Raw genomic sequence first — 25,493 nt, forward strand, 5'->3', positions numbered from 1 at the left:
CTTTTTCTAATCTTAGAAAAAGGCTCTTTTATCTTTCTTTGCCTATGCTACTGTTACTTGGGCTGAAGAGGATTATAGTTGCGAAATGCTTCGATCGTTCGCTGTAAGCCTAATTGTAAAGGCACAGTCGGTTTCCACTGCAAAACCTTCTTGGCCCTATCAATAACGGGCTTTCTTTGCTTAGGATCATCGGCAGGTAAAGGTTTAAAAACGAGTTTACTCTTTGAGCCTGTTAGAGATAAGATTTCACGAGCAAGCTCTAGAATCGTATACTCTTCTGGATTACCTAAATTGATAGGCTTACAGTAAGAAGAATACATGGTACTACATAGGCCCTCAATAAGATCATCGATATATTGAAAGCTTCTGCTTTGCTTCCCATCACCATAAACAGTAAGGGGGTCTTTCTGTAGTGCCTGTGTAATAAAGTTACTTACTACGCGACCATCGTTGTAGCGCATACGAGGTCCATAAGTATTGAAAATACGGACAATGCGACAGTCCAAGCCAAAACGACGACGATATTCCATCGTCAAGGCTTCAGCAAAACGCTTACTTTCATCGTAGCAAGCTCTTTCGCCAATGGGATTGACGTGACCCCAATAAGTTTCTTCTTGAGGATGCACAAGAGGATCACCATAGACTTCCGATGTACTTGCTAAGAGAAAAGTTGCTTTTTCTTGAAGAGCTAAGTTAAGCAAATGGCGAGTGCCCTCGCTGTTTACAGCCATTGTTTCTAAACTTAAATCTCGATAATCTGGCGGACTTGCCGGCGATGCTAAGTGCCAGATAAAGTCAAAAGACTCTCTAGGTAGATCTGCAGGGCAGGTTATATCGCCTTCGATAAAACGGAAGGCAGGCCCTCTTTTTTTTGCTTCCGTCAAATTTTCCTTTCTACCTGTTGAGAGATTATCAATAGCTGTCACGATATGACCTTGAGCAAGCAACTTATCAACAAGATGACTGCCCACAAAGCCTGCCCCACCACTAACTAAAGACCTTGGTGCTTTCTGCTTATCGCCCCATTCCAGAATACACAAAACCTATCTCCTCCAATCGTTGACGATCTAAGAAGTTTCTTCCATCGACGATGATAGGTTTTTTCATGAGCTCATAAACTTTTTGCCAATCAAGGGAAAGAAATTGTTCCCATTCTGTGACAAGTATTAAGCCATGACAACCTTCAGCCAGATCATAGGCATTTTGTTCATAGACAAGAGGCCACTGTGGACGAAGCCGTTGCAATTCTTCCATAGCAAGGGGGTCAAAGACTTTGACAGTGCTATCTAAAAGTAGCAATCTTTCAATCAAGTCTAATGCCGGTGCATCTCGTAAATCATCAGTCTTGGCCTTAAAAGTAAGACCGAGCAGGCCAATTTTCTTACCCCGCAAAGTTTTTAGCTCCTCTTGTAACTTGTAAATAGCTCTATAACGTTGTTCATAATTTTTTTTCAGCGAAGCTAAGAGTAGATCAGGAGAATAGCCTCTCTGTTGTGCTTCAGATATTAGTCCTCTTAGGTCTTTGCCAAAACAGCTTCCGCCCCAGCCAATTCCAGCTTTTAAGAAGGCAGAACCAATGCGCTGATCAAGACCCATGCCAAGTGCCACGTCCTTTACATCGGCACCTACGAGGTCGCAAATATTGGCAATTTCATTAATATAAGTAATCTTTGTGGCAAGAAAAGCATTAGAAGCGTACTTAATAAGCTCAGAGCTAATGGGATCAAATTGAACAAAAGGCACTTTGCTCATCTTAGATGGTCTGGCTGGAAAAGAAGAAGGTAAATTAAATTTTTGTTCAATTAGCGGTTCGTACAAAGTCTTCAAAAGAGCAAGACCTTGAGAGCAATGACATCCTACGACAATGCGATCGGGATAAAAGACATCTTCAATGGCGTTACCTTCACGAAGAAACTCTGGATTGCTAGCCACAGCAAAATTAACTTTTTCTGTTCCTGTCTCACTAAGACTTTGCTGAATTAGCCCTTCTACCAGCTGATGAGTTCCCACAGGAACAGTACTTTTATTAACAATAAGGTAATAACGATGAGGTTGTAGTGTTTTTCCAATTTGACGTGCTACTTGACGAACATAAGTCATATCGACAGCACCAGTGTTAGGAGCCGTCGGGGTACCGACAGCAATAAAAATGACCTCACTTTTTGCAAGTGCTTCTTCCAAAGAAGAAGTGAAAAGAAGCCTTTGCTTAGGCAGGAGATCTTGAACCAGCTCTTCTAGATAGGGCTCATAAAAAGTAATTTTACCTTTTTTTAAGGCTTCAATTTTTGCTTTATCTACGTCGTGACAAATAACCTTGTGTCCCAGAAAAGCAAAAGATGCTCCCGTTACTAAACCTACATAACCTGTGCCAATTACGGCAACGTCCACGTGCCTTCACTCCTCTACGTTTGCAGGAAAAACCAAAAATAATTAAGCATAAAGAGCAAAAGTAAAGATGAAATATCAATTCAGGTTATTAAAAAAATCTACTTTGGTGACGACTAATAAAACCATATCAGGAGGCAAAAAGAATGCCTTACAAGATCTGGATGGCAACAGAGAGTAGTTGGTCCAATTCTATTGATGATGTGACAGCTTATACTTGGCACTGTGCCAAAATGTACGAACAGCAAGGTCATCAAGTAACAGTCTTTTTTCCTTCTCTAAATAGTGAGACAGAAGCAACTAATCAAGAAGCTTTTCTATATGACGGCTCCATACGTCTAATCCCTTATGAAGTGAAACAATACTACAATTTAGAAAAAGCAGAAAGCCTTAGCTATAACTTTACTGATAGATTAGAAGAAATCATGAAGGCCGAGGGCATACCGCTGGTGCTTACAGGTCCTCTCCGCGGTGCTCTACTTTTTCATGCATTGCAAAAAAGAAAAGTTAACTGGCCTTATTTTCGTGATCTCACCATACTATGCTATTTACAAGAACCTTTTTTCCTACTTCAAAAAAGAAATCAAGCTCCCCTATACCGTTTTGACAACTATCGCCTTGGTCTGCTGGAGAAGCAATGTCTCTTAGACGTTGATGGTCTGATCAGTCCCACAGCAAGCTTGCTAGAGATGCTTAAAGTAGAGTTAAACTGTCGAGATGAGCTTGAGCAAAAAGTGACTCTAATTGTGCCTCATCCTTTTGAGAAAAGACAAAAAAAACCGCCTTCCCTAGATAAAGAGGAAGCGGGAGGAGAGCAGAAAGAAAAGGCAGTTTATATAGGACCTCTGCAATATGGTTACGGAATTCTGGAATGGTTAAAGAAATTCAAAGAACTATGGGATGAAGGATTTTCCATAGCTTTACACATTGTTGGTGATAAGTCTCTTTTTGAACAAAAAGAAGAACCTATGGAAGAGCATCTTCGAAAAAAGTATCAAAGTTATATACAAAAAGGACTTCTCACTATTGAAAAGCCCTTTTACGACCAAGATATAGCTGAACTTTTGCAAAGCTATCACTACTTGCTCCTGCCACCAGAGCGAGATAGCCTACCTTATCTTCGCTTAGAAGCAATAGTATACAATATAAATTTCCTATCATTAGATCAAGACCTTCGTGAGCAGTTACAAGCTCAGCCAGGTAATAGTTCAAGCAATGATTATGAAAAGAATAAAAAGATGCTTTCCCTACAGAGCTACACAAATGTTTATCCCTTAGTAATGAAAAGCCTTCAAGAAATAGAAGAAGTGCGCAAAAACATAACTATTAGAACCAGAAGAAAAACAAGCTTGCAAAAAGATAGTCGGGAGTTACTGCTTACAGCAATTATGCCTTGTGGTCATCGTATTAATCATCTTGAAGAGAGCCTAGTTTATCTCCAATCCCGCTTTAACCAAAAGCTAGAGATTATGATCGCTGTGACGAAAAGCAAAGCGGAAAGCGCTACTAGGCTTTTTGAGAATATCCAAGGCAAGTACGATCTAACTGTCATTACTACTGAACAAGAAGATTTGATCAGAGCCAAAAAGAAAGCTCTAGAAAATGCCCAAGGTGACTATGTAACTTTTCTAGAAGCGGGAGATTGGCCAGACCCGGAATACTATCAATGGGCTGTACAGCTCTTGCAAGAGCAAGAAGAGCTCTCCTATATAGGGAGCTGGTATACACTTTTTGATGACTTTGCCATACTGCAAGATGAGCAACCCTGTCCAGCCTATGAAGCAACTTTGCCTTTCTTGCTCTTTCAAAATAGCCTACTTAGCCATGCTCTCGTCTATCGAAAAAAAGATCTTTTACACTATGGCTCTTTAGACCCTTCCTTTTACGGTGGCAGTGAAGATTATGAATGCTTAATTAATCTTGTCAAACAAGGTTGTAAAGGCCTAGTCATACCGAAAAAGCTTTATCGCTATCGCTTTCGGTTAGACGAAGCTAGAAATGATCAGAAGGTCTACTGGTATCACTTTTATCATCTCTTATCGACGAAGCATCAAGAGCTCTATCACAAGTACAGTCGAGAGATTTTTTGCCTCCTTAAGGCTAATGGACGGCAGTTGTAAAGAAGGGGGGAAAGAGCTGTGGCGATCCTAGTCACCGGTGGCGCTGGCTATGTAGGCAGTCATTGTATCTTAGCTCTGCTAGAACGAAGAGAGGAAATCATCATTGTCGATGATCTTTCCACAGGTACGATGGAGCTAGTGCCGCCAGAGCTTCCTTTTTATCATGGCGATATAGGGGACGAAAAGTTTTTACAGAAAATATTTCTCAATCATCAGATTGAAGCAGTCTTTCACTTTGCCGCCAAAGCCTTAGTCGGAGAGTCGATGCTCGATCCGGCTAACTACTTTATCAACAACACAGCTAAGACGTCCCAACTATTAAAAACCATGACAGAATACGCTATCCCATACTTGATTTTTTCCTCTTCTGCCGCTGTCTATGGAGAACCGAGAATACTCCCCATTCCAGAAGAACATCCTACCTTACCCCAAAACCCTTATGGGCTTTCTAAGTTAATGACAGAACAAATGCTTCAGTGGTTTGAGCAAGTACATGGACTGCGGTGGGTAGCATTACGTTATTTTAATGCCGCTGGTGCTGACATTCAGGGGCGACGCGGTGAGATTCATGATCCAGAAAGTCACCTCATACCTAATGTGCTGAAAGTCGCTTCCGGTGAAAAAAAGAGCCTCTCTATCCTAGGGAATAACTACGCCACAGCTGACGGTACAGCCATTCGAGATTATATTCATGTTACCGATCTCGCCTCCGCCCATAGCTTAGCTTATGAAAGTTTACAAAGAGGCTTACCTTCAGGCGCTTATAACCTAGGCAACAATCGTGGCTATTCCATCTTAGAAGTTGTAGAAAAAGTAGAGCAAATAACAGGTAAAAAGATTGCTTATCAATTTGAACCAGCAAGAGCAGGCGATCCCTCTGTGCTCATAGCATCTGCTGAGAAAGCCAAAAAAGAACTAGGCTGGCAACCTCGCTATAGCACCTTAGAGAGAATTCTTGAAGACGCTTGGAAGTGGCAGCAAAGCCAGAGAAAGGGAGAGTAGGCATGCACATCTGGATGATGACGACAGAATATAGACCTGAACATGGCGAAGGAATAGCCACCTACTTTGAACAGGCTAGTCGCATCTATTCGCAAAAAGGTCACAAAGTAACTATATTTGTCGCCGATTCTTCCCTAAAAGTTGCCCAAAGTATAAGCCAGGAAGGAAACTTGCGCATTGTACGTTTTCAAACCAACCAAGAATACTACTACTATTACATGTTCTATGTACCCGCTCTGAGTTATCAATACGCTAAAGTGATCGGACAGTTTATAGAACGAGAAGGCAAGCCCGATTGCATTGAATGTCAAGACTATGGCGGCATTGCTTACTTTTTGATTCAGCGAAAACTTACCTTAGAATCAATTTATGAAAACATAAATATCACAATTGTTATCCATCGTCCTCGACTCTTACAAGCAGTACTTGAAGAGTTTTCGCAATATGAGAATAATGAGTTTCGCATTCTAGAAATGGAACGCTTCTGTTTTCGCGCCGCCGACGGACTCATCTTCCCTAGTGCTTCCTTGTTACAACGTCTCTCGCAGGAAGTTGATCTGACTAAGCAAAACTGTTATATCATTCCCCATCCCTATCAAGGGCCCTATGAAGATGGAGAAGAGAAAGAAAAGAAAGAAGAAAAGGCAGAAAAGAACCAATCTGAGCCAGTCGCAATGCTTTATGTAGGAAAACTACAGCTAGGTCAAGGAACTTTACAACTCCTTGAATATCTAAAAGCACGCTGGGATCGAGGTTGGCTCTTTCCCTTAATAATGCTCGGTAAAGATAGTACCAACTATCGTGAAAACCGTCTCATGAGCCAACTTATTCAAGAAAGATACAAGAAATATATCGATCAAGGTCTACTTCGTTACGAAGGCAATGTAAAACCACAACAAGTGCACGCCAAGCTGCAAGAAAGCCTAGTCCTACTAGCTCCCTTCCTGCAAGCAGGGTTCTCTTACGCAGTAATAGAAGCCCTCGCCTTAGGGCAAATGGTGCTAAAGTATCAAGAGGTGAATCAACAAGAAAATGAACATAATGAGCAAGATTATGCTTTTTTCTATCACGATCAAGATCAGTTTCACAAACAACTAGATAAAATCTATGCTCTCACAGCAGAAGAGCGGAAGAACTATGCTCTAAGAGGGCAAAAACGAGTGCAACAGATCTACCATCCTGACCGATTTTACCAAGCTAAGCAAAAAGTCTGGGAAGAAATACTGCAAAAAGCGCAACTATCAGATAAGGCTACAGCTACAACTGTAGGCGAAAAAGAAGTGAAAGCTCACTTTCCTTTTATCAGGGAAAGACCAAAAGCCAAAGTAGATCCAGCTCTCAAGACAGGCCATAAAGACTTATTGACTATCATTATTCCTTACTACAACATGGGTGCTTATGTAAAAGAAACTATGGAAGAGCTTCAAAAAGTAACTTATCAACATAAAGAAATCTTACTTATTAACGATGGCAGTGATGACCTAGCAAGCTTGCAGATATTAGAGGAAATAGAAGAGACTTACGGACCGATCCGCCGAATCGATCAAAAAAATCAAGGTCTAGTCAGCGTACGCAACCGAGGTGCTCAGGAAGCTTTAGGAGAATTTATCGCTTTTCTTGATCCTGATGATTGGGTAGCACCGCAATACTATGAACGGGCTATCAAAATTCTTCAAAAGTATGACAATGTATCAGCTGTCGGTTGCTGGTATCAGATATTTCAAGATATGCAAGGTCTCTGGACCAACTGGAATCCAGAGCCACCAGAAATACTAGTATCTAATACTTTTAATGGCCAATCAGCAGTTTATCGCAAAAGTGACTTTTTAGCTTATGGTCGTAATGACTCAACACTACCTTATGCCTTAGAAGATTATGAACCAACGATTCATCTGGTGAAGCAAGGCTGTGGAGCTGTTGTCATACCTGAAGCCTGGTTCTTTTACAGGATTCGAAAAGATTCTATGGCACGACAATTTAATCGCAGTAATCTTTCCTATGCCTTTCAAATTATTGCTGAAAAGCATGAACCCTTCTTTCAGGAATACGCCCTAGAAATCTTTAACATGCTCATGGGAGATTTTCCGAATAAAGGGCCACTGCCAAGTCGAGAAAGTGCAGGTAAGGAAAGATGATGTCAAGAAAAACAGGAGCTTCGTACTACCATAGAACTTGGGATTATCTCGAAGACAACTCTAGAGAATCAGTTAAAGACCTTACAGAATACCAAATCATCTATCCATCAAAGCAAGAAAGAACTAAAGAAGTATACAGTTGGGAAAAAGAATCTGCTGTCGCTCAGATCCCTCAAGCTTTAATATGGGGAAAGCATGGTGCGGTCATAGCACCGAATGGCAAACTAATCTGGGATCTTTCCTATGAATGGTTTAATAAGCCAGAAGAACATCCTTTTTTTTATAGAGATTCAAATCAAAAGCCTCAATATGTCGATGCTGCGTTAGCGATGCTGACACATCCAATTAGCCATAATTACTTTCATTGGTTATTTGAAGTACTGCCTCGGTTAGACTTAATTAGGCAAAGCCGCTGTCAGGTAGATCAATATGTAGTCACTAAGGTCCAGCAACCTTATCAACAAGAAAGTTTATCGCTATTAGCAATTGATCAAAAGGATATGGTCTATACAGAACCGGAGCTGTATTGGCAAGTTCGAAAAGTGATTGCCCCTACCTTTTTAACAGGACCTTCTCACTGGGCTTGTCAATATTTGCGCCATGCGTTCTTGCCCTTATTAGACTTAAAGAGCTCCCGTAAAAATCGCATTTTTATTAGACGTAATAACTATCGCAAAATTATCAATGAAGAGGAAGTTTATGGCCTCTTAAAGAAAAAAGGCTTTCAAGCAGTGCTACTAGAAAAGTTATCTTTCCTAGATCAAGTTCGCCTCTTTGCTGAGGCAGAAGCTGTAGTAGGAACGCACGGTGCAGGTTTAAGTAATCTAGTTTTTTGTTCTAAGGGATGTAAAGTAGTTGAGCTTTTTCCCGCAAGCTATGTATGGAAGCATTTTGAATATATTAGTGTTTGTCTCGATCTTGACTATAAAGGTCTAATCGGCCCTGCCCAGGAATGCGATCGTCAGTATAAATCCTGGGGATTAAATAATTTTGATCATCTTACTGTGCCGGTTAAAGAACTGGAAGCTATGTTAGTAGAGTTAAAACTATAAAAAAGATACCCTGCCAAGTTCAACGAACTAGCGGGGTATCTATGCTTATTGTCGCCAACGAGAAGCGGCTTTTTGGCAAGCTTGGAGCAAGAGCAGTTCTGTATCGTCATAAGGCTGATTTAATATTTCTTTGTAACGAAGCTTTCGTAATACTTGTTTGTACTTAATGATGTCAGGCCAGAGATCATCGGACGAATCCCATAAAGATAATAGTAGCAAATCGCTTTTTTCACCGTAACGATCTAGGAGAAGTTTGTGAAAAGGTACAAAATCTTTATAAGGAGCTCGATAAGCATGAGGATGCTCTTGATGATAACCTATCTGTTCATTCATGGCCAGGAAAGAGTAACCAGCTTTGTAAAAGCGATAACCAAGTTCCCAATCTTCGCCAGCGCCTCTTATTAAACGTTCATCAAAACCTCCGAGCTTCAGAAAGCTCTCTTTCTTAACAGCAACACAACGAGTTATAAACAAAAGCCAGGGCGCTACATCAGTTGCTCGAAATTCCGCTTTCATTTCCTTGGGCACTAAGTCTTGAGGAGAGAGAACTTTTTGGATGATAGATCTATCGTTACGAACATCTTGAGGCTCAATAACTTCAACAATCTGTGACCAGGAATGATAATCATCTTTCCAAAGACCTGATCTTAATAAAGTGTAATAAGCCAGCTGTCTTTCCCAATCGCTAAAATCAGGATAAAGATGGGTGAAAATTCCTTGAAAACAATAAGGCGTAGCGGAAACGATAGCCTCTTCTTCTTGACGGTGGTACTGTTGAAAGCTTTCTATAAAATGAGGCAGTGTGAAAAAATCGGAATCACAGAAGATAATGTATCTACCTTCTGCCTTGGCGACGCCTTGGTTTCTGGCTAAGCCTGGGCCACCTCGACTTGTTGTTGAGTAGTATTGAAAGGCATAGGGAGGCTTGTAAGACTGTAAGCGCTCTAAGGTGTCGTCGGTAGAACCATCGTTAACAACAATAACTTCATATTGATCGGGAGCAACAGTTTGCCTTTCTAGCGATGTTAAAGTGAGCATCAATTGGTAGCTACGATTGTAGGTGGGCATGACAACACTATATTCTATAGGCACTGTCGAACACCTCAATTCATAAGTGCTTATACTTTTTATGTTGACTTTTCCCAAAGGGTGAAAAAAAGCCTGAGCAAGGGATGCTCAGACAAAATAGTACCAGGATCTTCCTAGGATCAATCTTAGATCTATCAGGGATCAATCTTAGATCAACCTTTAATCAACATTTACATCATTACAGGAACACACTCAGCGGCAAATATATCAAGCTTATAAGTCGCTTCTTGGCATAGTTCTTCGCAGATAGGAATGATAATTGAAAGTTTTCCGTCAACAATATCTTTCGGTCTTGCTTCAACGAATTTGTAAACAACAACGTCGCCGAGCATAGGTTTAACCCGCCGTACCCGAATTAGGAACTTGAAGAGATCTTTTTTACAGAAGTCACAATCGCGATCAAGCTCAAAGAACAATTCGATGGCACGGTTTGTGTCACATCTTAATGTAACAGTATAAGGGTGAACCTGATTTGGTTTTACTGTTACTTTTTCGTTTAGTACATCATGGAGGCCCATTTAACCACACTCCTCGCTAGCATAGAAAAATCTATCTTTTACCAATAGCATGTTATGACAAAGGAAAGGTAGGTGTTCCTAACCTTTCCTTTATATGCCACAGAATAGCACTTTAATTGCTTTAACCTTTTCGTGATTACCTTTTGTTACTCCTTATTACTGTTACCTTCGCTATTGCCGTTCATTTCTTTCATCGTATCGCCCAGTATTTTGTTGATCAGCTCTTTCTTGTTCGGTGCGCCCTTCACTTCTGCTATAACTTCCATAATTGTTTTTACTGCTTCAACAACTTTTCTTTGATCCAATACCATCTACTCCTTCCTGTTCGAAAGTGTCTGAATTACAGAAGTACTCAGTGATTTGGTGAAGATGAAAAAGCTCACAGATATAGAAGAGGGGTTTACCCTGCCGAGTGATCAAATAATGCTTTACGGGGTAAGTTTTAGAAGGCAAAGATCTTGGGTGAAAGAGGTTTTGTAGTTCGGCACTATCTTTTTCACCTTGCCAAAGCCACTCTCTACGATATTCCAAGTGAGATAACAAATAACCTAGGGGGATTTCTCCTTGTTCTAACCCTTCTAAAAGAGTAGAAGAAAGAAAGTTGGTACAACCGAAGACTAGATTTTCTGACAAAAGGGTGTTTTCATGATGCAAGGATGTAAGTCTGCATAGTAAATAATCAGGTTGAGCACAAAAAGAAAAATGAGACGGAAAAAGATTTATTATATTTTTAAATCCTCTACATTCTTCGAAGGGAAGGTTTTCCTGATAATGAAGGGTTACAGAAATCTCTCTTCCCGTTAGAAGAGAGAGAAGTCGGGTCGTTGAACCGTCACTATAAAGCAGGAGATTTTTGAGACGGCTCTCTAAGAGGGTCATTTTGTTTTCCATAGACAAACACTCACATAATTAGATTTTGTCGGAATGGAGGTATGCTTGCTCTGCCATTTCTTTTCGACTATAGATATATCTTGGTTTACCAACCTTTCCAGTATCAAGAAGTTGACGGCGGTCGTAGAGTGTCCCTACAGGAACAGTCTCTATAGTGATTGCTGGCGCAGAAGAGTTACTCATTACCTCCTTCTGCGTGGCAACAGTCTTGAGGCCCTCTTGTTCGATAATCAATCGAAGACCTTTTTCGTCAAGACCAGCAACCCAGAAAGAAGGATAAGCTTCTGTTAAGTTTGTTAGGTAACTATCTATATCCCAGACATCAATAGCTTTTTGCTCTATCCAGAGCAGGTCTTGTCGTCGACCTCTAATTTGTAGGGGATAGCCTCTGCCGCAAGTACAGGGCTCTGGTAATCTGCAGACTCGATCATTAGTAACATAACGAATAATCGGAGTTGCTTTGGCAGTTAATGATGTAATGACAAGATTGCCAATTTGACCAGATTCTACGTCTGTTTGTAAATTATCGTCGAGCACTTCAAAATAAAAGTAATCTTCAAGACTATGAGCTTGCTTTTGTTCGCAGGAAGTTACAGCCGTCCCGATCTCAGTCATGCCATAAACCTCATAGATCGGAACAGCCCAGATCTCTTCTAGATGCTTTCTTTTTCCTGGAGGAAGTGGTTCGCCTCCTGTTAAGATAGCTCGTAAATGGGGGAAGTCTTGCTTAGGTGATAAACCAAGTAGCTTGGCTGTTTCAGCGAGCAGTAGCACTTGTAGAGGTAAAGCGGCTAAGACAGTCACTTCTAGCTTACGCATCAGTTCAATAATGCGAGGAAAAGGGCTGATCGTCGAGCGTGAGCTTGCCGGTATTACAGAAGCGCCTCTAGATTGAGCCGCTCGGTGGACCATATGGGCTATCAAGGAAATGGCGTAAGGAAAACGGACCAGCACAGTATCTTGAGGTTGGAAATTGACAGCACAAGTGGCGACTTCTTCATAATTGTCTTGCACATCTTTTTCAGAAAGCCAGGTCGACACGGTCATGCCTGTCGTTCCAAAAGATTCATGATACTGACGCAATTCTTCTCTCGGCTGGCAAAGCATTCCGAAAGGAGACTGTGCAACCAGATCTTCTTTGTACAGTAAGGGAATGCTTTTCCACTGGGACAGAGAAGTTAGAGGCTTTGGAGGTAACCTTTTTTGATAAAAGGGCGCAGTAAGCCCATGCTGTAAAGCTTCATTTAAGCGCTGGAGAGTCTTTGCGTCACTATTAGCAATGGAAGAGGAAGGGGCACTCTTCTTAGTACTATGGCTCAACGTAGGCTCACCTCCCTTTAGCAGGGAGAAGGCGAAGGAAGTTCTTGCCCAGAATGAGCTCTTTTTGCTCATCATTAATAGGAAGGATCTCAATCTTACGAAGTTCTGCTACGGGATGAGATAGAGGGAATTCAGAGCCGAAGATGACTTTCTCAGCGCCTGCTTTATTGACGGCTTCTTGAATCTGCAGATAGTTAGCCGCTGATGTTTCAAGATAGAAGTTAGGAAGTTCTATGGCCGCTGTTACTGCTTCAGTGTCAGCAGGGCCAAAGCCCATGTGACCGACAATAAAATTCGTCTTAGGAAAGTTTTTGGCTACTGTTACGTAGCGACTGGTGGCGGCACCTGGACTATAGACAACGTGACTGTAGACAGGCCAGCCCACTTGGCCGCACCAGTCGACTATAGCCGCCAATGCTTTACTAGAGAAAGTAAACTTATGACTAAGCGGTGAAAGCTTTAAGCCGCAAAAACCTTTTTTGCGCAGTTTTTCAAGATCCTTTAGTGCTGTGCTCAGGTGGGGATCAAGACAGGCAAAGGGGAGTAAGTTCTCATGTTGCTTACAGCATTGCTGAACATAGTCGTTGTTAGGTTCTGCTTTTTCCACCTTCGCTCGGCCAACGATATAATCAGTCATTTTGCGAACATCCATCATGCCGCCTGGTACGATAATGCTTTGAGTAATGCCAGTGCCTTGAAGTGCCTTCAAGTATAGATCAACGTTACCATAATCGGTCGGCGAGAGGTGGGCGTGCCCATCAAGGATCATTCCGTCACGCTCCTTCCTGGATGACGCGGACTGTTTTCCCCGTTGAACGAGGTAGATGGTCCACAAAGTCAAATTCACAAGGTACGCCGATAGAGAATTCCAAATTACTACTTAGTTTCTCAGCTAATTCTTCAGAAGCTGTTATGCCCGGTGCTAGTTCAGTACGAATCTTTAACACTTCGTTGTTGCCAGGTTTTACAATGAGGTGATACCAGTTGCCTACTTCCGGCAATTGCATCAGAAATTCTTCAATATAAAAAGGTGAAAACTCTTCTTCATTTAAGATAATCTGGTCGACGCGGCGACCGCGGAGAAATAGTCGAGGCAAGGAGATGCCGCAACTACAGACATCTTCTGTGATATAGCCTAAATCTTGTGTGCGGTAACGAATCAGAGGGCTGTCGTAGCGCAGAAGGCAAGTCACAACAATTTCGCCGATTTCACCAGGCTCTAGAACTTCGCCGCTTTCAGGGTCGATGATTTCTAACAGGCAATGACTGAGTGGGATGTGGTAGCCTTCATGACTATCGCATTCAATACCCATGACGCCGCACTCCAAAGAACCGTAGTAGAAGTTGGCAATACTTCCCCAGAGGGCCTCTACGCGCTCACGGAATGAAGGTGCACAACCTTCTCCTGTGAGCCACAGTTTCTTGAGAGGAAGCGCCCTTAGATCGAGACCTGCCGCCTGGGCATTTTCAGCTAATGTGATGGCATAAGAAGGTGTAGTGACGGCAACAGTAGGTTGTAAATCTTTCATAATTTCTACTGTCTTCTCTGGACTAGAGTAAGCGCCCCCTTTGCCAGCAGGGATAACGGTAGCCCAACAGCTATTGATGAAAATTTTATGAAAAGCAAGGCCTGCGGAACTCATTTCATAAGGTAGAGCATTGAGGCAAACATCTCCTTGCACAACAGGAACGAGGGTATCGTAACCAGGCGCTAAATCATGGAGATAAAAGTCGCGCCAGCTGTGCATGACGTAAATTTGCTTGCCCCCTGTTGTGCCTGTAGAGAGATGGACGATAGAGAGATCTTTTTTCTCGCAATTTAAGAGAGCCCAGGGATCTTGGCGCAAGTCTTCTTTCGTTGTAAAAGGCATTTTTCTTAAGTCGTCAAGAGTCTTTATATCGTCGGGACTGATCTGCAGAGCCTTCATTTTTTCTTGGTAAAAAGGCGAGCGCTTGTAAGTTCTGCTGATAATCTTTTGCATCGATTCAATTTGAAAAGCTTGTAGTTTATTCAGGGACATCTGTTCTACATCAGGGCCCTTAAAATACTTTTTGAGAAGCTTTACAGACTTGGTTCGCTGAAAGAGTTTTTCAAAAGGAAAGTTCATATTAACTTCTTTCCTCCCATCGATACTTTTTCCTCATAGGTGAAGGTAAAGCTGAGGACGAAGCTAAAGATGAAGACGAAGGTGAAGAGGAAGATGGAGGTGAAGGTGAAGGTGAAGGTGAAGAAGAAGACATCAGTGAAGAGCTGGCAACTTTCTTCTTGAGCTCCTCATCTGTCGACACTTCTAGTAACTTGCTCCACCATTTTTTGGCTTCGTACTTGTTGCCCGCTCTTAGGTAAGCGGCACCTGTTGCATAGAGAATGTCTTCGTACTCTTCCGGGGTAAGCAAGCTATGGTCTTCTTCGTAAGCCAATAGCACTTGCTGATAATCTCGTGCCGCCTTACTGCCAGTGCGGAAAAAATGTTCAGGCAATGCGACAGCTAAGCGTGCTCTTAGCAGACGAATCTTAGGGTTATCGTCCATTTCTAAGGCTTGATCAACTGTTTTAAGACCAATAGCGGCAGGACGAAACATTTCTTGAGGATCTGTAGCATCTTTGCCTTGCAAGGCAAAAGCACAACCATAATAGGCTAGAGCGAGAGCGTCATCGCGGTCTTTTTCACAAGCTTTTTCGAGAAATTCGTGAGCTACTTTAGCTGCTGCTACATCGCCCTTTAATCCTTGATCGTGCAGTGCAATTCCCTGAGCCATAAGCTCTTCTTTTGTTCCTAACTGTGCCAACTGGCCGCGGAGCTCTTCTGTTCGATCAATTCTTTGAGCTTCTACTTTTTCGCGAAGCTCCTCAGTGATTTGGAGAGATGAAAGCTTTTGCCAGGTTTCTGCACTCTCTTCATCCATTCCTATTCTCTTATAAGAAAGTCCTAAATCGTAAAGGAGCTGGTGATATTCTTCTTGTGAAAAAAGAGCAGGATCGCTTGCATAGCGTTGTAGAAAGTATTCGAAATCTCCAATACAAGTAACGGTTCGGCGAAAAAAGCCTTCAGGCAAGCGGAAGCTATGATAAGCCCGGAGCTTGCGAATTTCTAAATTATCAGGATGATCAAGTACTACTTGATCGAGGATTTTCATGCCTTTGTGAGCGTTGATGAACATGGTAATATAGCCGCTTGCTTTTAAACCACTTCGTGAAAGGGTATCGCCATAATAAGCTCCAGCGAGTCCATTATCAGAGTCTTCTTCATATATCTTTTGGAAGAGTTCAAGAGCTTCTTCTAGTGCTTCATCATGACCTGCTAGTGCCTTCTGATAGAGAGTCAAGGCAGGCTGAATACTTTTTAGCCATTTTTTTTGCTTCAATTCTTCAGGGGGAGTTGTAGTAGAGGTCTGAGCCTTTGACTTTTTTTTCTTGGACTTTTTCTCTTTCTTTTGCTTGCTCTTTTTTCCATAATCTCTATCTTCTAAGGACTCTTGTAATTCTGCGGAAGGAGTCTTAGGCAAGGTGATAAGCACTCGATAAGGACCACTACCGGAAGAAGGGAACATAAGCAATATCGCCTCCTATTCTGGGGAAAAGTCAAGCCATAAGTTAGGGGAAGATGGAGTAGTCTTGCTTAAACTTTTCAGGAATTAAGTCGTTTCTTTAATGTTTTTGAGTGTTTTGGATCTTTTGTTACTGTTAGACCTTGTTGCCAGATGGCTTGTGCTTTTTTCTTATTACCTACGTTTTGATAGGCATCTCCTAGATCGATTAAGCATTGTTCATAAAAATCTTGCGAAAAGAGCTCTCTATCCTGTTCATACCAATAGATTAACTGACAAAAGTCGTTGATGGCCGTTGTAGAGCGATGAAAGTATTTTTCAGGAAGGCGAAAACAGACTTGAGAGCGAAGAACACGAATGTCGACATGTCCGGGAGCAGTTTTGACGGCTTGATCAAGCACTTTAAGCCCTGAAAGAGCTTTGGCCATGCGCACATTGGGATTGATAGCATCGCGCCCTAATAGGCAAGTGGCACTGCCGTAATAAGCCTCAATCAGCGGATCTTGAACTTCTTGGCGGATCTGTTGTAAAAGCTCTTGGGCTTTTACAACAGCCTCTTTGTCACCTTCTATGCCTTGATCATGCAAGGTTACAGCTTCTTCTAGCTGAGCATGGCTTTGCTTAAAACCGTTATGAGCTTCGTCATAGGGGATTAATGAAGAGGTAGAAGCATTATCTAGTCCCAGCTTTTTTCGCTTTTTCTTTGCTTTCTTTTTATTTTTCAGTTCCTTCTTGCTCATCTCTAGCTGAAAGCCCTGTAAGTTGCCCCAATGCTTTTTCTCAAACCAATCTTGAGCTGTATGACCTTTCTTTTCTTCCATCTATGAGCCTCCTAAATATCGCTATCTAAAATCAAACGAATGGCTTGACAGAGATGAGCTGGTTGAGGGTGTTGAAAAATATTACGCCCAATAGCGACACCACGAGCCCCACCTTTGACAGCACCGTCAATCGTTTGATAAAGAGCTTCATCAGAATCCATTCTTTCACCACCAGCAATCAAAACGGGGATTTGTACAGATGAAGTTACTTCGTGAAAAGATTGGGCCGAGCCAGAGTAATTCAACTTGACTAGATCAGCACCTAGTTCTTCTGCTACGCGAGCGGCATGCTTAATCTTTTTGGGGTCAAATTCACTTGTGGGATTGCCATCGCGCACATACATCATAGCTAATAAGGGCATGCCCCAGCGTTCGCATTGTTCTGCCACCTGACCCATTTCTCTTAACATAGCTCCTTCAGAAGGAGCTCCTAAATTAACGTGAACAGAAACTGCCGTTGCACCGTAACGAAGAGCTTCTTCGACAGTGGCAACTTGTTCTTTACGATGGGAGGAGACACCTAAGCTAGTTGAAGCAGAAAGATGAAGAATCATTTCTCCATAACCAACTCCTACGACTGTGGCTAGCTGTTTTGTTAATCCTTTATGAACTATGACAGCATCAGCGCCGCCCTGAAAGCATTGTAACGTCGTTGTTCTAATGTCAATCAATCCAGCAACAGGGCCGAGGGTAACACCATGATCCATGGGTACTATCAAAAGTCGTCGAGCATCCTTAAAGAGCCTTTGCAGGCGGATTTGTTTTCCCGTTGTCATAGTTGTAGACATACCTCACTTCTCTAGAATCTGTTCATTAACTTTGAGCCCTACATGACGGCCAGGTTCACAGCGATAACCTAATAACTCATCGCCTCGTTTAATAGTTATGGAGTTTTGCGCTTCCCCTTTGATATTCATCAAACGAATGTGCCAGTCGTCTTGCACGATAACGTTAATTTTCTCTCCTTCTATATAGCCTTGAATAAGCAATAAAGGTCTCATTTCCATTTTGATTCGCCCTACTGTTAGTTCTCGTGCTGAACCATTTTTGTTGACACAGAGAACTTTACTACCGGCTGTCAGATCAGAGAGATATTCGGCTTTGTCACCAGGCATCCAGACGTAAGAATGAAGTGCTCCAGCATTGACACGAAAAGGACGAAGATTCATATAAGGCAGATAATGAGTTTCTGAACAGACTAAAATTCCACCAAAAGAAGTAGAACCTACCAACATGCCCTCATCAGCAGTCATTATGCCAGTCGTATCAACACAGACACGCATACCCATGCCGATATGGCGAATCTCGTCGACTACAAAAGGTTGTAATTGTATCTGCCATTTTTTTTGCTGGTCAAGATATTGACTAGCTTGATGAAGCACTTGAATGTCTGTTGTCTCTAGTAAAACACCGTCACTACCATGCTCTAAGACACCAAAGGCAACCTCTAGTTGGTCAAAAGTACTTTCTTTTTTCAGCAATCGAGTTGAACTATCTTGTAAGCGTGCAATAATTAGTTCTAAAGGAATGTTAGTGGGCAGATCAAAATCCACAATGGCATAATCAAAATTAAGAGCCGTAGCACTGAACACTTCTAAGTCATCTTGACTTCCTTGGATAAAAAGAGCAAAGCATGTGGTAAAGCCTTTTTGCTTCGCGTCCATCAAGAGCTGTTCATTACTTGATAGAACAATCTCTGTGCCCTCTAACTTGGCAAGATCGTTGCTTTCCTGAACTTCTGTAACCAAAAGACTTTTTAGCGGAAACTGTCCATTAAGCCGTTGTTCAAGCGTAACTACGAATGTATGAATGTTAGAATTGAAAACAAAAGACCAAATGTCCTTATTTTCAAGAGGTACAGGCCGTCCGTCGAACCATAATTCTCGGTTTTCTTCGACTTGTTCTAGGCTACTAGCCATCAGATGCATCGCCACCTTTTACTAAACTCCCTATGAGAAAGGGTATACTTATACCTATTACCATTTTTTACCAAATGTGACAGTAGGTAAATCTTATTGTCGAATTCTAAAATTGTCAAGCTTTACTTGACAGACCTATAGCAATGTGATATTCTTCCTTAGTAACTACAAACAAGTAGAAGCCTCCGCTTCTCACCCAATAGCTTTTTAAGCAAAATGCTAATCTGGGTTAATACGTGAAAGGCACGATCAAGAGGGCAGGATTATACTGCTCGGTCAGTTTTTTGCGTTTTGAAGAAGCGGGTGTATAACCCGTTTTTTTTGTTGTGTTGGGAAATTTTTCAGGGGGTGAACATTTATCAGCAAGGATTTGCGCATCAATGAGGAGATCCGCGTCCGTGAAGTCCGACTCGTGGGCTCCGATGGTGAACAGTTGGGTATTGTTATTACCCGAGAAGCTCAGAGGATTGCAGGAGAACAAAACCTTGATCTCGTAGAGGTTGCTCCAACAGCCAAACCTCCCGTATGTCGGATTATGGATTACGGCAAGTATAAGTTCGAACAGAGTAAACGTGAGCGAGAAGCTCGGAAGAAGCAAAAGGTTGTTAATATTAAGGAAGTAAAGCTTCGTCCTAATATTGAAGACCACGACTTCGACGTAAAAGCTCGCAATGCTATACGCTTTCTCGAAGATGGAGACAAAGTTAAAGTCACCATCATGTTCCGTGGACGTGAGATCACTCATCCCGAACTCGGTCGACAGCTTTGTGTCCGATTGGCTGAAGTATGTAAGCCTTATGCGAACGTAGAACGTGATGCCAAGGTAGAAGGTCGGAATATGATCATGATCTTGACACCGAAAACAGACGTACAAAGGGAAACTGAGAAGAAACGGGAAAACCGTGGTCCTAAAGCGGCGAATGTAGAAACCCCAGAATAAGACTAAAAAGTCTCAATGGCTCCGTGGATTGAAGTTAGAAACGCTTCAACGACCATACTCTTTAATATCGCTACAAGGAGTGGAACCAAATGCCTAAAATGAAAACCCACCGGGGCGCTGCGAAGCGTTTCAAAAAAACAGCCTCCGGAAAGTTTAAGGCAAAAAATGCTTTTGCCCGTCACATTCTCGAGAAAAAATCTGCTAAGCGGAAGCGTAATCTCCGTGGCACGTCTGTCTTGAGCAAGAGCGAAACGCCTAAACTAGTCAAGCTATTGCCATACAGCTAATTTACAATAATAAATATTAAGCCTTAGGCTACTGGAGGTCTTCACAATGGCTCGTGTAAAAACGGGAGTAATGTCCCGCAAAAGACATAAAAAAGTACTTAAGCTTGCTCGCGGCTATCGTAATGCCCATTCGAAGCTCGTTCGCACAGCAAAACAATCAGTTATGCGCGCAATGGCTTTCTCATATGCTCACCGCAAGAAGAGAAAAGGCGATTTCCGCAAACTCTGGATCACTCGTATCAACGCTGCCGCTCGTATGGAAGGCATGTCTTACAGCACTTTCATGAACGGTCTTAAGCAAGCTGGCGTTAACGTCAACCGCAAAATGCTAGCTGAACTGGCTGTAAACGATCTGCCTTCTTTCAACAAATTCGTAGATCTGGCCAAGACACAACTGAATTCTAAGTAATGCAAAAAGCAAGGCACGATCTTTACGATCTAGCCTTGCTTTTCTATTTGACCACCTCGGCCCCGGCGCTCAGTAACTCAAGAACTACAAAACAGAGAGGACTGGCCAATCAGTGCCAACCATAACCTCAGACCAAAACAAGCGTGTCAAAGAAGCCCGCACACTTTCACGTAAGAAAGGTCGCGGCATAGCCGGCCGCTATCTCATCGAAGGAAGAAGACTAGTAGAAGAAGCAGTGGCTTCGAAAATAAAAATTGATTACTTTCTGTTCACAGACCGCATGACTCAGCAGGCAGAAGGACAAAAGTTGATTTCTGCTTTACAAGCACAAGGTTCAGAAGGTCTTTTGGTTCAAGATAAAACTTTACAATCTATCAGTGAAACAGAGCACAGTCAGGGGATTGTAGCTATTGCTCCTTTGCCAGAAGTTTTGCCCTTAGAGAAACTATCATCTATCAAGGAGTTGCAAAAGGGAGATTACCCCTTTTTCCTGATTCTCAATGGCCTACAAGACCCTGGCAATGTGGGCACTATCTTGCGATCTGCTGAAGCTACAGCCGTAGATGCTGTCATATTAACAACTGGGACAGCCGATCCTTTTAACCCTAAAGTGATTCGAGCTTCTATGGGCTCTCTTTTTCGCATGCCTCTTGTCCAAGCATCAGATGAAGAAGCTCTGTGGCACAAGTTAAAAGAAAACAATTGTACTATCATAGTTGCTGATCTTGGGGCAGAAAAAGCATACTATGACCTACCTTGGGATAAAAAACAAGGCCTAGCGCTAGTTATTGGCAGTGAAGGCCAAGGGCCAAGCCCCTTTTTTCAAGAGAAAGCAGACCACATTGCTACCATACCACTATCTGCTCCTGTGGAATCTTTAAACGCTTCTATTGCGGCCGCAATCTTACTTTTCGAGGTTGTCAAAGGGCGCTAGCTCAGTTGATCCACCCTAAATGCTGTGTTATAATCGATACTAGCTGGTGAACCCTGAAACGCGGAGAGGTTGTGGTGTAGATATGATTTCCGCTTGCTTTTTCTGGCGTATTTTTGAAAAAACGGGTTCCATAACAGCCTATATGCTGTACAAGAGGTTGCTCGTACAGTAAGGGACAGAGAAATGCGAAGAATGGGAAAAGTACTCTCTTAGAATCTTGACAGGGAGATGGGCGCCTAGACTGGAAGCCCCATTGAAGAGGTAGAGAGGAAGTTCACCCTGGAGCAGCAAGTTGAACCCGAGAAAGCAGACCATCCTTCAAGAGAAGAGAGATGGTTTTTCTCGGTGTGTAGGCTTAGCCGGCCTTCCTGCCGTTATCAGGAAGCGACCAATCTGGTCGGCCGAGAGGGCTCTCAGTTTCTAGAGCCTAACGGGGTGGTACCGCGGAAAGATGACTTCCGTCCCCTTCAGGGGATGGGAGTCTTTTTGTATATCTATAAGGAGGACAAGATGCGCGAACAACTAGAACAGATTCGGGCAGAAGCATCCCGAACGATAGCAGAAGCAGAAAACTCAGAAGCACTACAAGAATGGCGAGTTCGATACTTAGGCAAAAAAGGTCACCTTACTCAAGTTTTACGTGGTATGGGCAAGCTTACAGCAGAAGAAAGACCTATCCTTGGCGCTTTGGCCAATGACGTAAGAGCGGCCTTAGAATTTATGTTAGAAGAAAAAGGTTATCAACTAAAAGAAGCAGAAAAAGCAGAACGACTCACTGCTGAAGCCATCGATGTTACCCTACCTGGTCAAGTAAACAAAATGGGAAGTAAACATCCCCTGACTTTAGTCATTGACGAAATCAAAGAAATCTTCTTGGGCATGGGTTACTCCATCGCTGAAGGACCTGAAGTTGAATTAGATTACTACAACTTTGAAGCGCTCAACATCCCCAAAGATCACCCTGCTCGAGACATGCAAGATTCTTTCTATATAACACCAGATATACTTCTTAGAACGCATACATCACCAGTACAAATCCGAGCTATGGAAAAATTAAAGCCAACAGTACCTGTCAAAATCATCTGTCCTGGCCGCGTTTTCCGTCGTGACGACGATGCCACTCACTCTCCTATGTTTCATCAAGTTGAAGGCTTACTGGTAGACAAAGAAGTTACCTTCGGAGACCTACGCGGTACTTTACTCACCTTCGTCCGTCAAATGTTTGGCCCAGACCGAGAAATTAGACTTCGTCCTTCCTTTTTCCCCTTTACTGAACCGAGTGCCGAAGTCGACATCTCCTGCGTAATCTGCGACGGCAAAGGATGCCGCGTTTGCAAAGGATCAGGCTGGCTAGAAATCTTAGGCGCAGGTATGGTCCACAAAAAAGTGCTAGAATACGGCGGCTACGACCCTGAAGAAGTCAAAGGCTTTGCCTTCGGAATGGGCGTAGAGCGAGTCGCTATGTTGAAATACGGTATCGACGACATGCGCTTACTTTACGACAATGACATGCGTTTCTTAAGTCGATTTTAATAATAAAAGCAAAGATCTAAGAACAAGGGTGGAATAGAATGCACGTATCCATAGAATGGCTTCGCGCCTATGTAGACGCAGGTCTTAATGCGGAACAATTGGCCGATAAACTGACAAGAGCCGGCATTGCCGTGGAAAACGTAATCTACCGCGATCAAGGACTCGATAAAGTAGTAGTAGGCTACCTACAAGAAGTAGAAAAACATCCTGATGCAGAGCGCCTTTTCGTATGTAAAGTTGATACAGGAACAGAAATGTACCAGATCGTTACAGGTGCTGACAATGTAAGAGCAGGGCAAAAAGTTCCCGTAGCTACTCCAGGCGCTAAGTTGCCTAATGGGCTAAAAATCAAGAAAACAAAACTGCGTGGCATCGAATCAATCGGTATGCTTTGTTCTGCCGAAGAATTAGCTCTCGATGAAAAAACAATCTCACCAGAAGAAAGAGAAGGCATTCTAATCCTCTCTGACGATGCTCTTATAGGACAACCTATTGCTCAAACCCTAGGTCTCGATGCGCCTATCTTAGAATTAGAACTGACACCTAACCGAGCAGACTGCCTTGCTGTCATTAACGTAGCTCGTGAAGTTTCAGCCATTACAGCGAAACCTTTGACCTTACCAGCCATAACAGTTGAGGAAAAAGGACAAGGTTCCATCGAAGGACAAGTTCAAGTAGCTATTGAAGATCCCGAGCTTTGTGGTCGTTATGCTGCTCGTCTTTTTACCAACTTGCGCTTAGGCCCTTCTCCCGCTTGGATGCAACAGCGCTTGCAAAGTGCCGGTATGAGGCCCATTAACAACATCGTCGACATTACCAACTATGTCATGCTTGAAATGGGCCACCCCTTGCACGCTTTTGACTACAATAGAATTGCTAAGGGACAGATTATCGTTCGTCGAGCTCATCAAGGAGAGAAGCTCATTACCCTCGATGAACAAGAACGACAGCTCAATCCTGAAAACCTTGTTATTGCCGACCCAGAAAAAGCTGTGGCCCTAGCTGGAGTTATGGGTGGACTAGAAACAGAAGTTACAGATAAGACAGAAAGCATCCTCTTAGAGGCGGCACACTTTAATCCAGCCTCCATTCGCCGCACTGCTCGACAAGTAGGATTGCGTTCTGAAGCATCACAACGATTTGAAAAAGGCGTTAACATCGCTACTGTAGCTCTAGCTATGGATCGAGCGGCTCAACTGATTGAAGAATTAAATGTAGCTGACGTTGTACCTGGCACAGTTGATGTTTATCTAAAGCCTGCTGAAGAACGAGTCATATCTTTTAAGGTAGAGAGCATTAACAATCTCCTAGGAACTCAAATAGCAGGAACAGAAATGGCGCGATTCTTCAACAACCTGGGCTTTGCAGTTAAATGGCAGACAGGTCAGGAAGAGCTTGAAGGGCAAGTAACCATACCCACCTACCGTCAAGATATGAAAGACGAACACGATCTAGCTGAAGAAGTGGCTAGACTCTTTGGCTATGACAACATTGCCACAACATTACCTAAGGGCGTCACGACAACAGGTCAGCGCACTTGGCCTCAGACGGTGAAAGAGAAAATGGTACAAACACTCGTAGGAAGTGGCTTCCGTGAAGTGATCACCTTCTCCTTCATCAACCCACGACATTTACAAAAACTAAAAATGACAGCACAGCCAGAAGAACCTGCTGTTATAGCACTACAAAATCCCTTAAGTGAAGAACAAGGAATTCTACGCCCTACCATGATGGCAGGATTGCTTGATGTAGCTGTACGTAATGCTAGTAGACGCATTAACGATCTAGCAATATTTGAACTTGGCAGTACCTTTCAGCCCCGTCAACTACCCTTGCAAGAACTGCCCATTGAAAAAGCAAAGCTTTCAGCTTTGATGATGGGTCAAGAAGGCATTCATTGGAGCGGCAAACCTCAAAGCTATGACTTCTACTACCTCAAAGGTATCATTGAGAAGCTTTTAGGAACTCTAAAGATTGAAAAGGTACAATGGGAAGCTTGGCCAGAATGCCCATTCCTACACCCAGGAAGAAGTGCTCGACTCTACACTGAAGATGGCAAAGAAAGAATAGATATCGGTTACTTAGGAGAAGTCCATCCAGATGTAATCGAAGCCTACGACCTTTCAGGACGACCTGTAGTTATGGAGCTTGATGTAGAGGCCCTAACAGCTTTGGCTCAAGCCAAAGGCTACTACAAAGCTCTACCTAAGTATCCTTCCACAGATCGTGATATGGCCTTGATTCTACCTATCAACGTACCAGCTAGCAAAGTAGAAGCCATTATCGCTCAGAAGGGGAGCAAGCTAGTAGAAAGATGGCAACTATTTGACGTTTATCAAGGCAACCAGATTCCTGAAGGATATCGCAGTCTTGCTTATTCTCTCCGTTATCAAAGAGCAGACCGCACCTTAACAGACGAAGAAGTAAACAAAACCCATGACGATATCAAATCAGCTCTAACAGCAGAATTAGGTGCCCAGTTCAGGTAAAAAAACCCTCAAAGGTAAAAAGACCCCTCAAAGGTAAAAAGAACCCTTGATCGTAAAAAAAGGCGATCGAGGGTTTTTTTTGAAGCTAGAAGGGTTTTTT

General features: G+C 42.7%; 24 protein-coding genes and 1 other annotated feature. Of the genes, 11 read left to right on the top strand and 13 right to left on the bottom strand.

Annotated features, from left to right (window positions below):
• Positions 1-53: 53 nt before the first annotated feature.
• Together F9B85_RS12170 and F9B85_RS12175 are read right to left on the bottom strand one after the other, a co-directional pair.
• Positions 54-1,040, bottom strand: a complete 987-nt coding sequence (locus F9B85_RS12170) for a UDP-glucuronic acid decarboxylase family protein (protein WP_207707116.1) — start codon at positions 1,038-1,040, stop codon at positions 54-56.
• The gene (locus F9B85_RS12175; protein WP_151621322.1) at positions 1,015-2,388 is read right to left on the bottom strand and encodes a UDP-glucose dehydrogenase family protein; all 1,374 of its coding nucleotides are present in this window, start codon (positions 2,386-2,388) and stop codon (positions 1,015-1,017) included. Before F9B85_RS12175 ends, F9B85_RS12170 begins: the two co-directional genes overlap by 26 nt.
• 143 nt (positions 2,389-2,531) lie before the next feature.
• On the opposite strand from F9B85_RS12175, the gene F9B85_RS12180 reads away from it, so the two are divergent.
• Genes F9B85_RS12180 through F9B85_RS12195 form a run of 4 tightly spaced genes read left to right on the top strand, consistent with a single transcriptional unit; the run spans position 2,532 to position 8,694 of the window.
• On the top strand, positions 2,532-4,505 hold the full coding sequence (locus F9B85_RS12180) for a glycosyltransferase (protein WP_151621324.1): 1,974 nt from the start codon (positions 2,532-2,534) through the stop codon (positions 4,503-4,505).
• A gap of 18 nt (positions 4,506-4,523) precedes the next feature.
• Positions 4,524-5,507, top strand: coding sequence for a UDP-glucose 4-epimerase GalE (galE, locus tag F9B85_RS12185; RefSeq protein ID WP_151621326.1), 984 nt, complete (start codon positions 4,524-4,526; stop codon positions 5,505-5,507).
• Positions 5,477-7,642: a glycosyltransferase gene (locus tag F9B85_RS12190; RefSeq protein ID WP_151621329.1), complete on the top strand. Its 2,166-nt coding sequence runs from the start codon at positions 5,477-5,479 to the stop codon at positions 7,640-7,642. Before galE ends, F9B85_RS12190 begins: the two co-directional genes overlap by 31 nt.
• Positions 7,639-8,694, top strand: a complete 1,056-nt coding sequence (locus F9B85_RS12195; protein ID WP_151621331.1) for a glycosyltransferase family 61 protein — start codon at positions 7,639-7,641, stop codon at positions 8,692-8,694. Before F9B85_RS12190 ends, F9B85_RS12195 begins: the two co-directional genes overlap by 4 nt.
• 45 nt (positions 8,695-8,739) lie before the next feature.
• Here F9B85_RS12195 and F9B85_RS12200 read toward each other — a convergent pair whose 3' ends face one another.
• From F9B85_RS12200 to F9B85_RS12245, 11 genes are all read right to left on the bottom strand, one after another.
• Positions 8,740-9,786 (bottom strand): glycosyltransferase family 2 protein, encoded by a 1,047-nt coding sequence (locus F9B85_RS12200; RefSeq protein WP_151621333.1) that lies wholly within the window; start codon positions 9,784-9,786, stop codon positions 8,740-8,742.
• A 167-nt stretch (positions 9,787-9,953) separates the two neighbouring features.
• The gene (locus F9B85_RS12205) at positions 9,954-10,301 is read right to left on the bottom strand and encodes a hypothetical protein (RefSeq protein WP_151621335.1); all 348 of its coding nucleotides are present in this window, start codon (positions 10,299-10,301) and stop codon (positions 9,954-9,956) included.
• A 146-nt stretch (positions 10,302-10,447) separates the two neighbouring features.
• Complete coding sequence (locus tag F9B85_RS14480; protein WP_170270514.1) at positions 10,448-10,606, bottom strand: hypothetical protein; 159 nt, start codon at positions 10,604-10,606, stop codon at positions 10,448-10,450.
• Entirely contained in the window at positions 10,584-11,192 is a 609-nt protein-coding gene (locus F9B85_RS15070; RefSeq protein ID WP_151621337.1) for a chorismate pyruvate-lyase family protein, read from the bottom strand. Before F9B85_RS15070 ends, F9B85_RS14480 begins: the two co-directional genes overlap by 23 nt.
• Before the next feature lie 18 nt (positions 11,193-11,210).
• Positions 11,211-12,512: a phenylacetate--CoA ligase family protein gene (locus tag F9B85_RS12215; protein WP_170270516.1), complete on the bottom strand. Its 1,302-nt coding sequence runs from the start codon at positions 12,510-12,512 to the stop codon at positions 11,211-11,213.
• Between the two features lie 7 nt (positions 12,513-12,519).
• Positions 12,520-13,281 carry an amidohydrolase family protein gene (locus F9B85_RS12220; RefSeq protein WP_151621341.1) on the bottom strand — a complete coding sequence of 254 codons (762 nt, stop codon included), beginning with the start codon at positions 13,279-13,281 and terminating at the stop codon, positions 12,520-12,522.
• 4 nt (positions 13,282-13,285) lie between these two features.
• A complete protein-coding gene (locus F9B85_RS12225) occupies positions 13,286-14,620 on the bottom strand; it encodes a phenylacetate--CoA ligase family protein (protein ID WP_151621344.1) in 1,335 nt (444 codons plus the stop codon).
• Position 14,621: 1 nt separating this feature from the next.
• On the bottom strand, positions 14,622-16,064 hold the full coding sequence (locus F9B85_RS12230; RefSeq protein ID WP_151621346.1) for a hypothetical protein: 1,443 nt from the start codon (positions 16,062-16,064) through the stop codon (positions 14,622-14,624).
• A 77-nt stretch (positions 16,065-16,141) separates the two neighbouring features.
• Positions 16,142-16,882: a hypothetical protein gene (locus F9B85_RS12235; protein WP_151621348.1), complete on the bottom strand. Its 741-nt coding sequence runs from the start codon at positions 16,880-16,882 to the stop codon at positions 16,142-16,144.
• 11 nt (positions 16,883-16,893) lie between these two features.
• Positions 16,894-17,670 carry a class I fructose-bisphosphate aldolase family protein gene (locus F9B85_RS12240; protein WP_243138204.1) on the bottom strand — a complete coding sequence of 259 codons (777 nt, stop codon included), beginning with the start codon at positions 17,668-17,670 and terminating at the stop codon, positions 16,894-16,896.
• A gap of 3 nt (positions 17,671-17,673) precedes the next feature.
• Positions 17,674-18,810 (bottom strand): 3-dehydroquinate synthase II domain-containing protein, encoded by a 1,137-nt coding sequence (locus tag F9B85_RS12245; RefSeq protein WP_243138206.1) that lies wholly within the window; start codon positions 18,808-18,810, stop codon positions 17,674-17,676.
• 349 nt (positions 18,811-19,159) lie between these two features.
• On the opposite strand from F9B85_RS12245, the gene infC reads away from it, so the two are divergent.
• The 7 genes from infC to pheT all read left to right on the top strand — a co-directional run bounded on the left by infC (position 19,160) and on the right by pheT (position 25,393).
• Positions 19,160-19,741 (top strand): translation initiation factor IF-3, encoded by a 582-nt coding sequence (gene infC / locus F9B85_RS12250; protein WP_207707119.1) that lies wholly within the window; start codon positions 19,160-19,162, stop codon positions 19,739-19,741.
• A gap of 89 nt (positions 19,742-19,830) precedes the next feature.
• Complete coding sequence (gene rpmI, locus F9B85_RS12255) at positions 19,831-20,028, top strand: 50S ribosomal protein L35 (protein WP_151621352.1); 198 nt, start codon at positions 19,831-19,833, stop codon at positions 20,026-20,028.
• A gap of 46 nt (positions 20,029-20,074) precedes the next feature.
• Complete coding sequence (gene rplT, locus F9B85_RS12260) at positions 20,075-20,437, top strand: 50S ribosomal protein L20 (RefSeq protein ID WP_151621354.1); 363 nt, start codon at positions 20,075-20,077, stop codon at positions 20,435-20,437.
• A gap of 112 nt (positions 20,438-20,549) precedes the next feature.
• A complete protein-coding gene (locus tag F9B85_RS12265) occupies positions 20,550-21,371 on the top strand; it encodes a TrmH family RNA methyltransferase (protein WP_151621356.1) in 822 nt (273 codons plus the stop codon).
• Positions 21,372-21,453: 82 nt separating this feature from the next.
• On the top strand, positions 21,454-21,543 hold the full coding sequence (locus F9B85_RS12270; protein ID WP_151621358.1) for a YqzL family protein: 90 nt from the start codon (positions 21,454-21,456) through the stop codon (positions 21,541-21,543).
• A 7-nt stretch (positions 21,544-21,550) separates the two neighbouring features.
• Positions 21,551-21,840 (top strand) — a binding site (T-box leader).
• A 41-nt stretch (positions 21,841-21,881) separates the two neighbouring features.
• Positions 21,882-22,904: a phenylalanine--tRNA ligase subunit alpha gene (locus F9B85_RS12275; RefSeq protein ID WP_151621360.1), complete on the top strand. Its 1,023-nt coding sequence runs from the start codon at positions 21,882-21,884 to the stop codon at positions 22,902-22,904.
• 38 nt (positions 22,905-22,942) lie between these two features.
• Complete coding sequence (pheT, locus tag F9B85_RS12280) at positions 22,943-25,393, top strand: phenylalanine--tRNA ligase subunit beta (RefSeq protein WP_151621362.1); 2,451 nt, start codon at positions 22,943-22,945, stop codon at positions 25,391-25,393.
• Positions 25,394-25,493: the final 100 nt, after the last annotated feature.

Origin of the sequence: Heliorestis acidaminivorans, assembly GCF_008933955.1 — a bacterium.
In the GTDB taxonomy this organism is placed as follows: domain Bacteria; phylum Bacillota; class Desulfitobacteriia; order Heliobacteriales; family Heliobacteriaceae; genus Heliorestis; species Heliorestis acidaminivorans.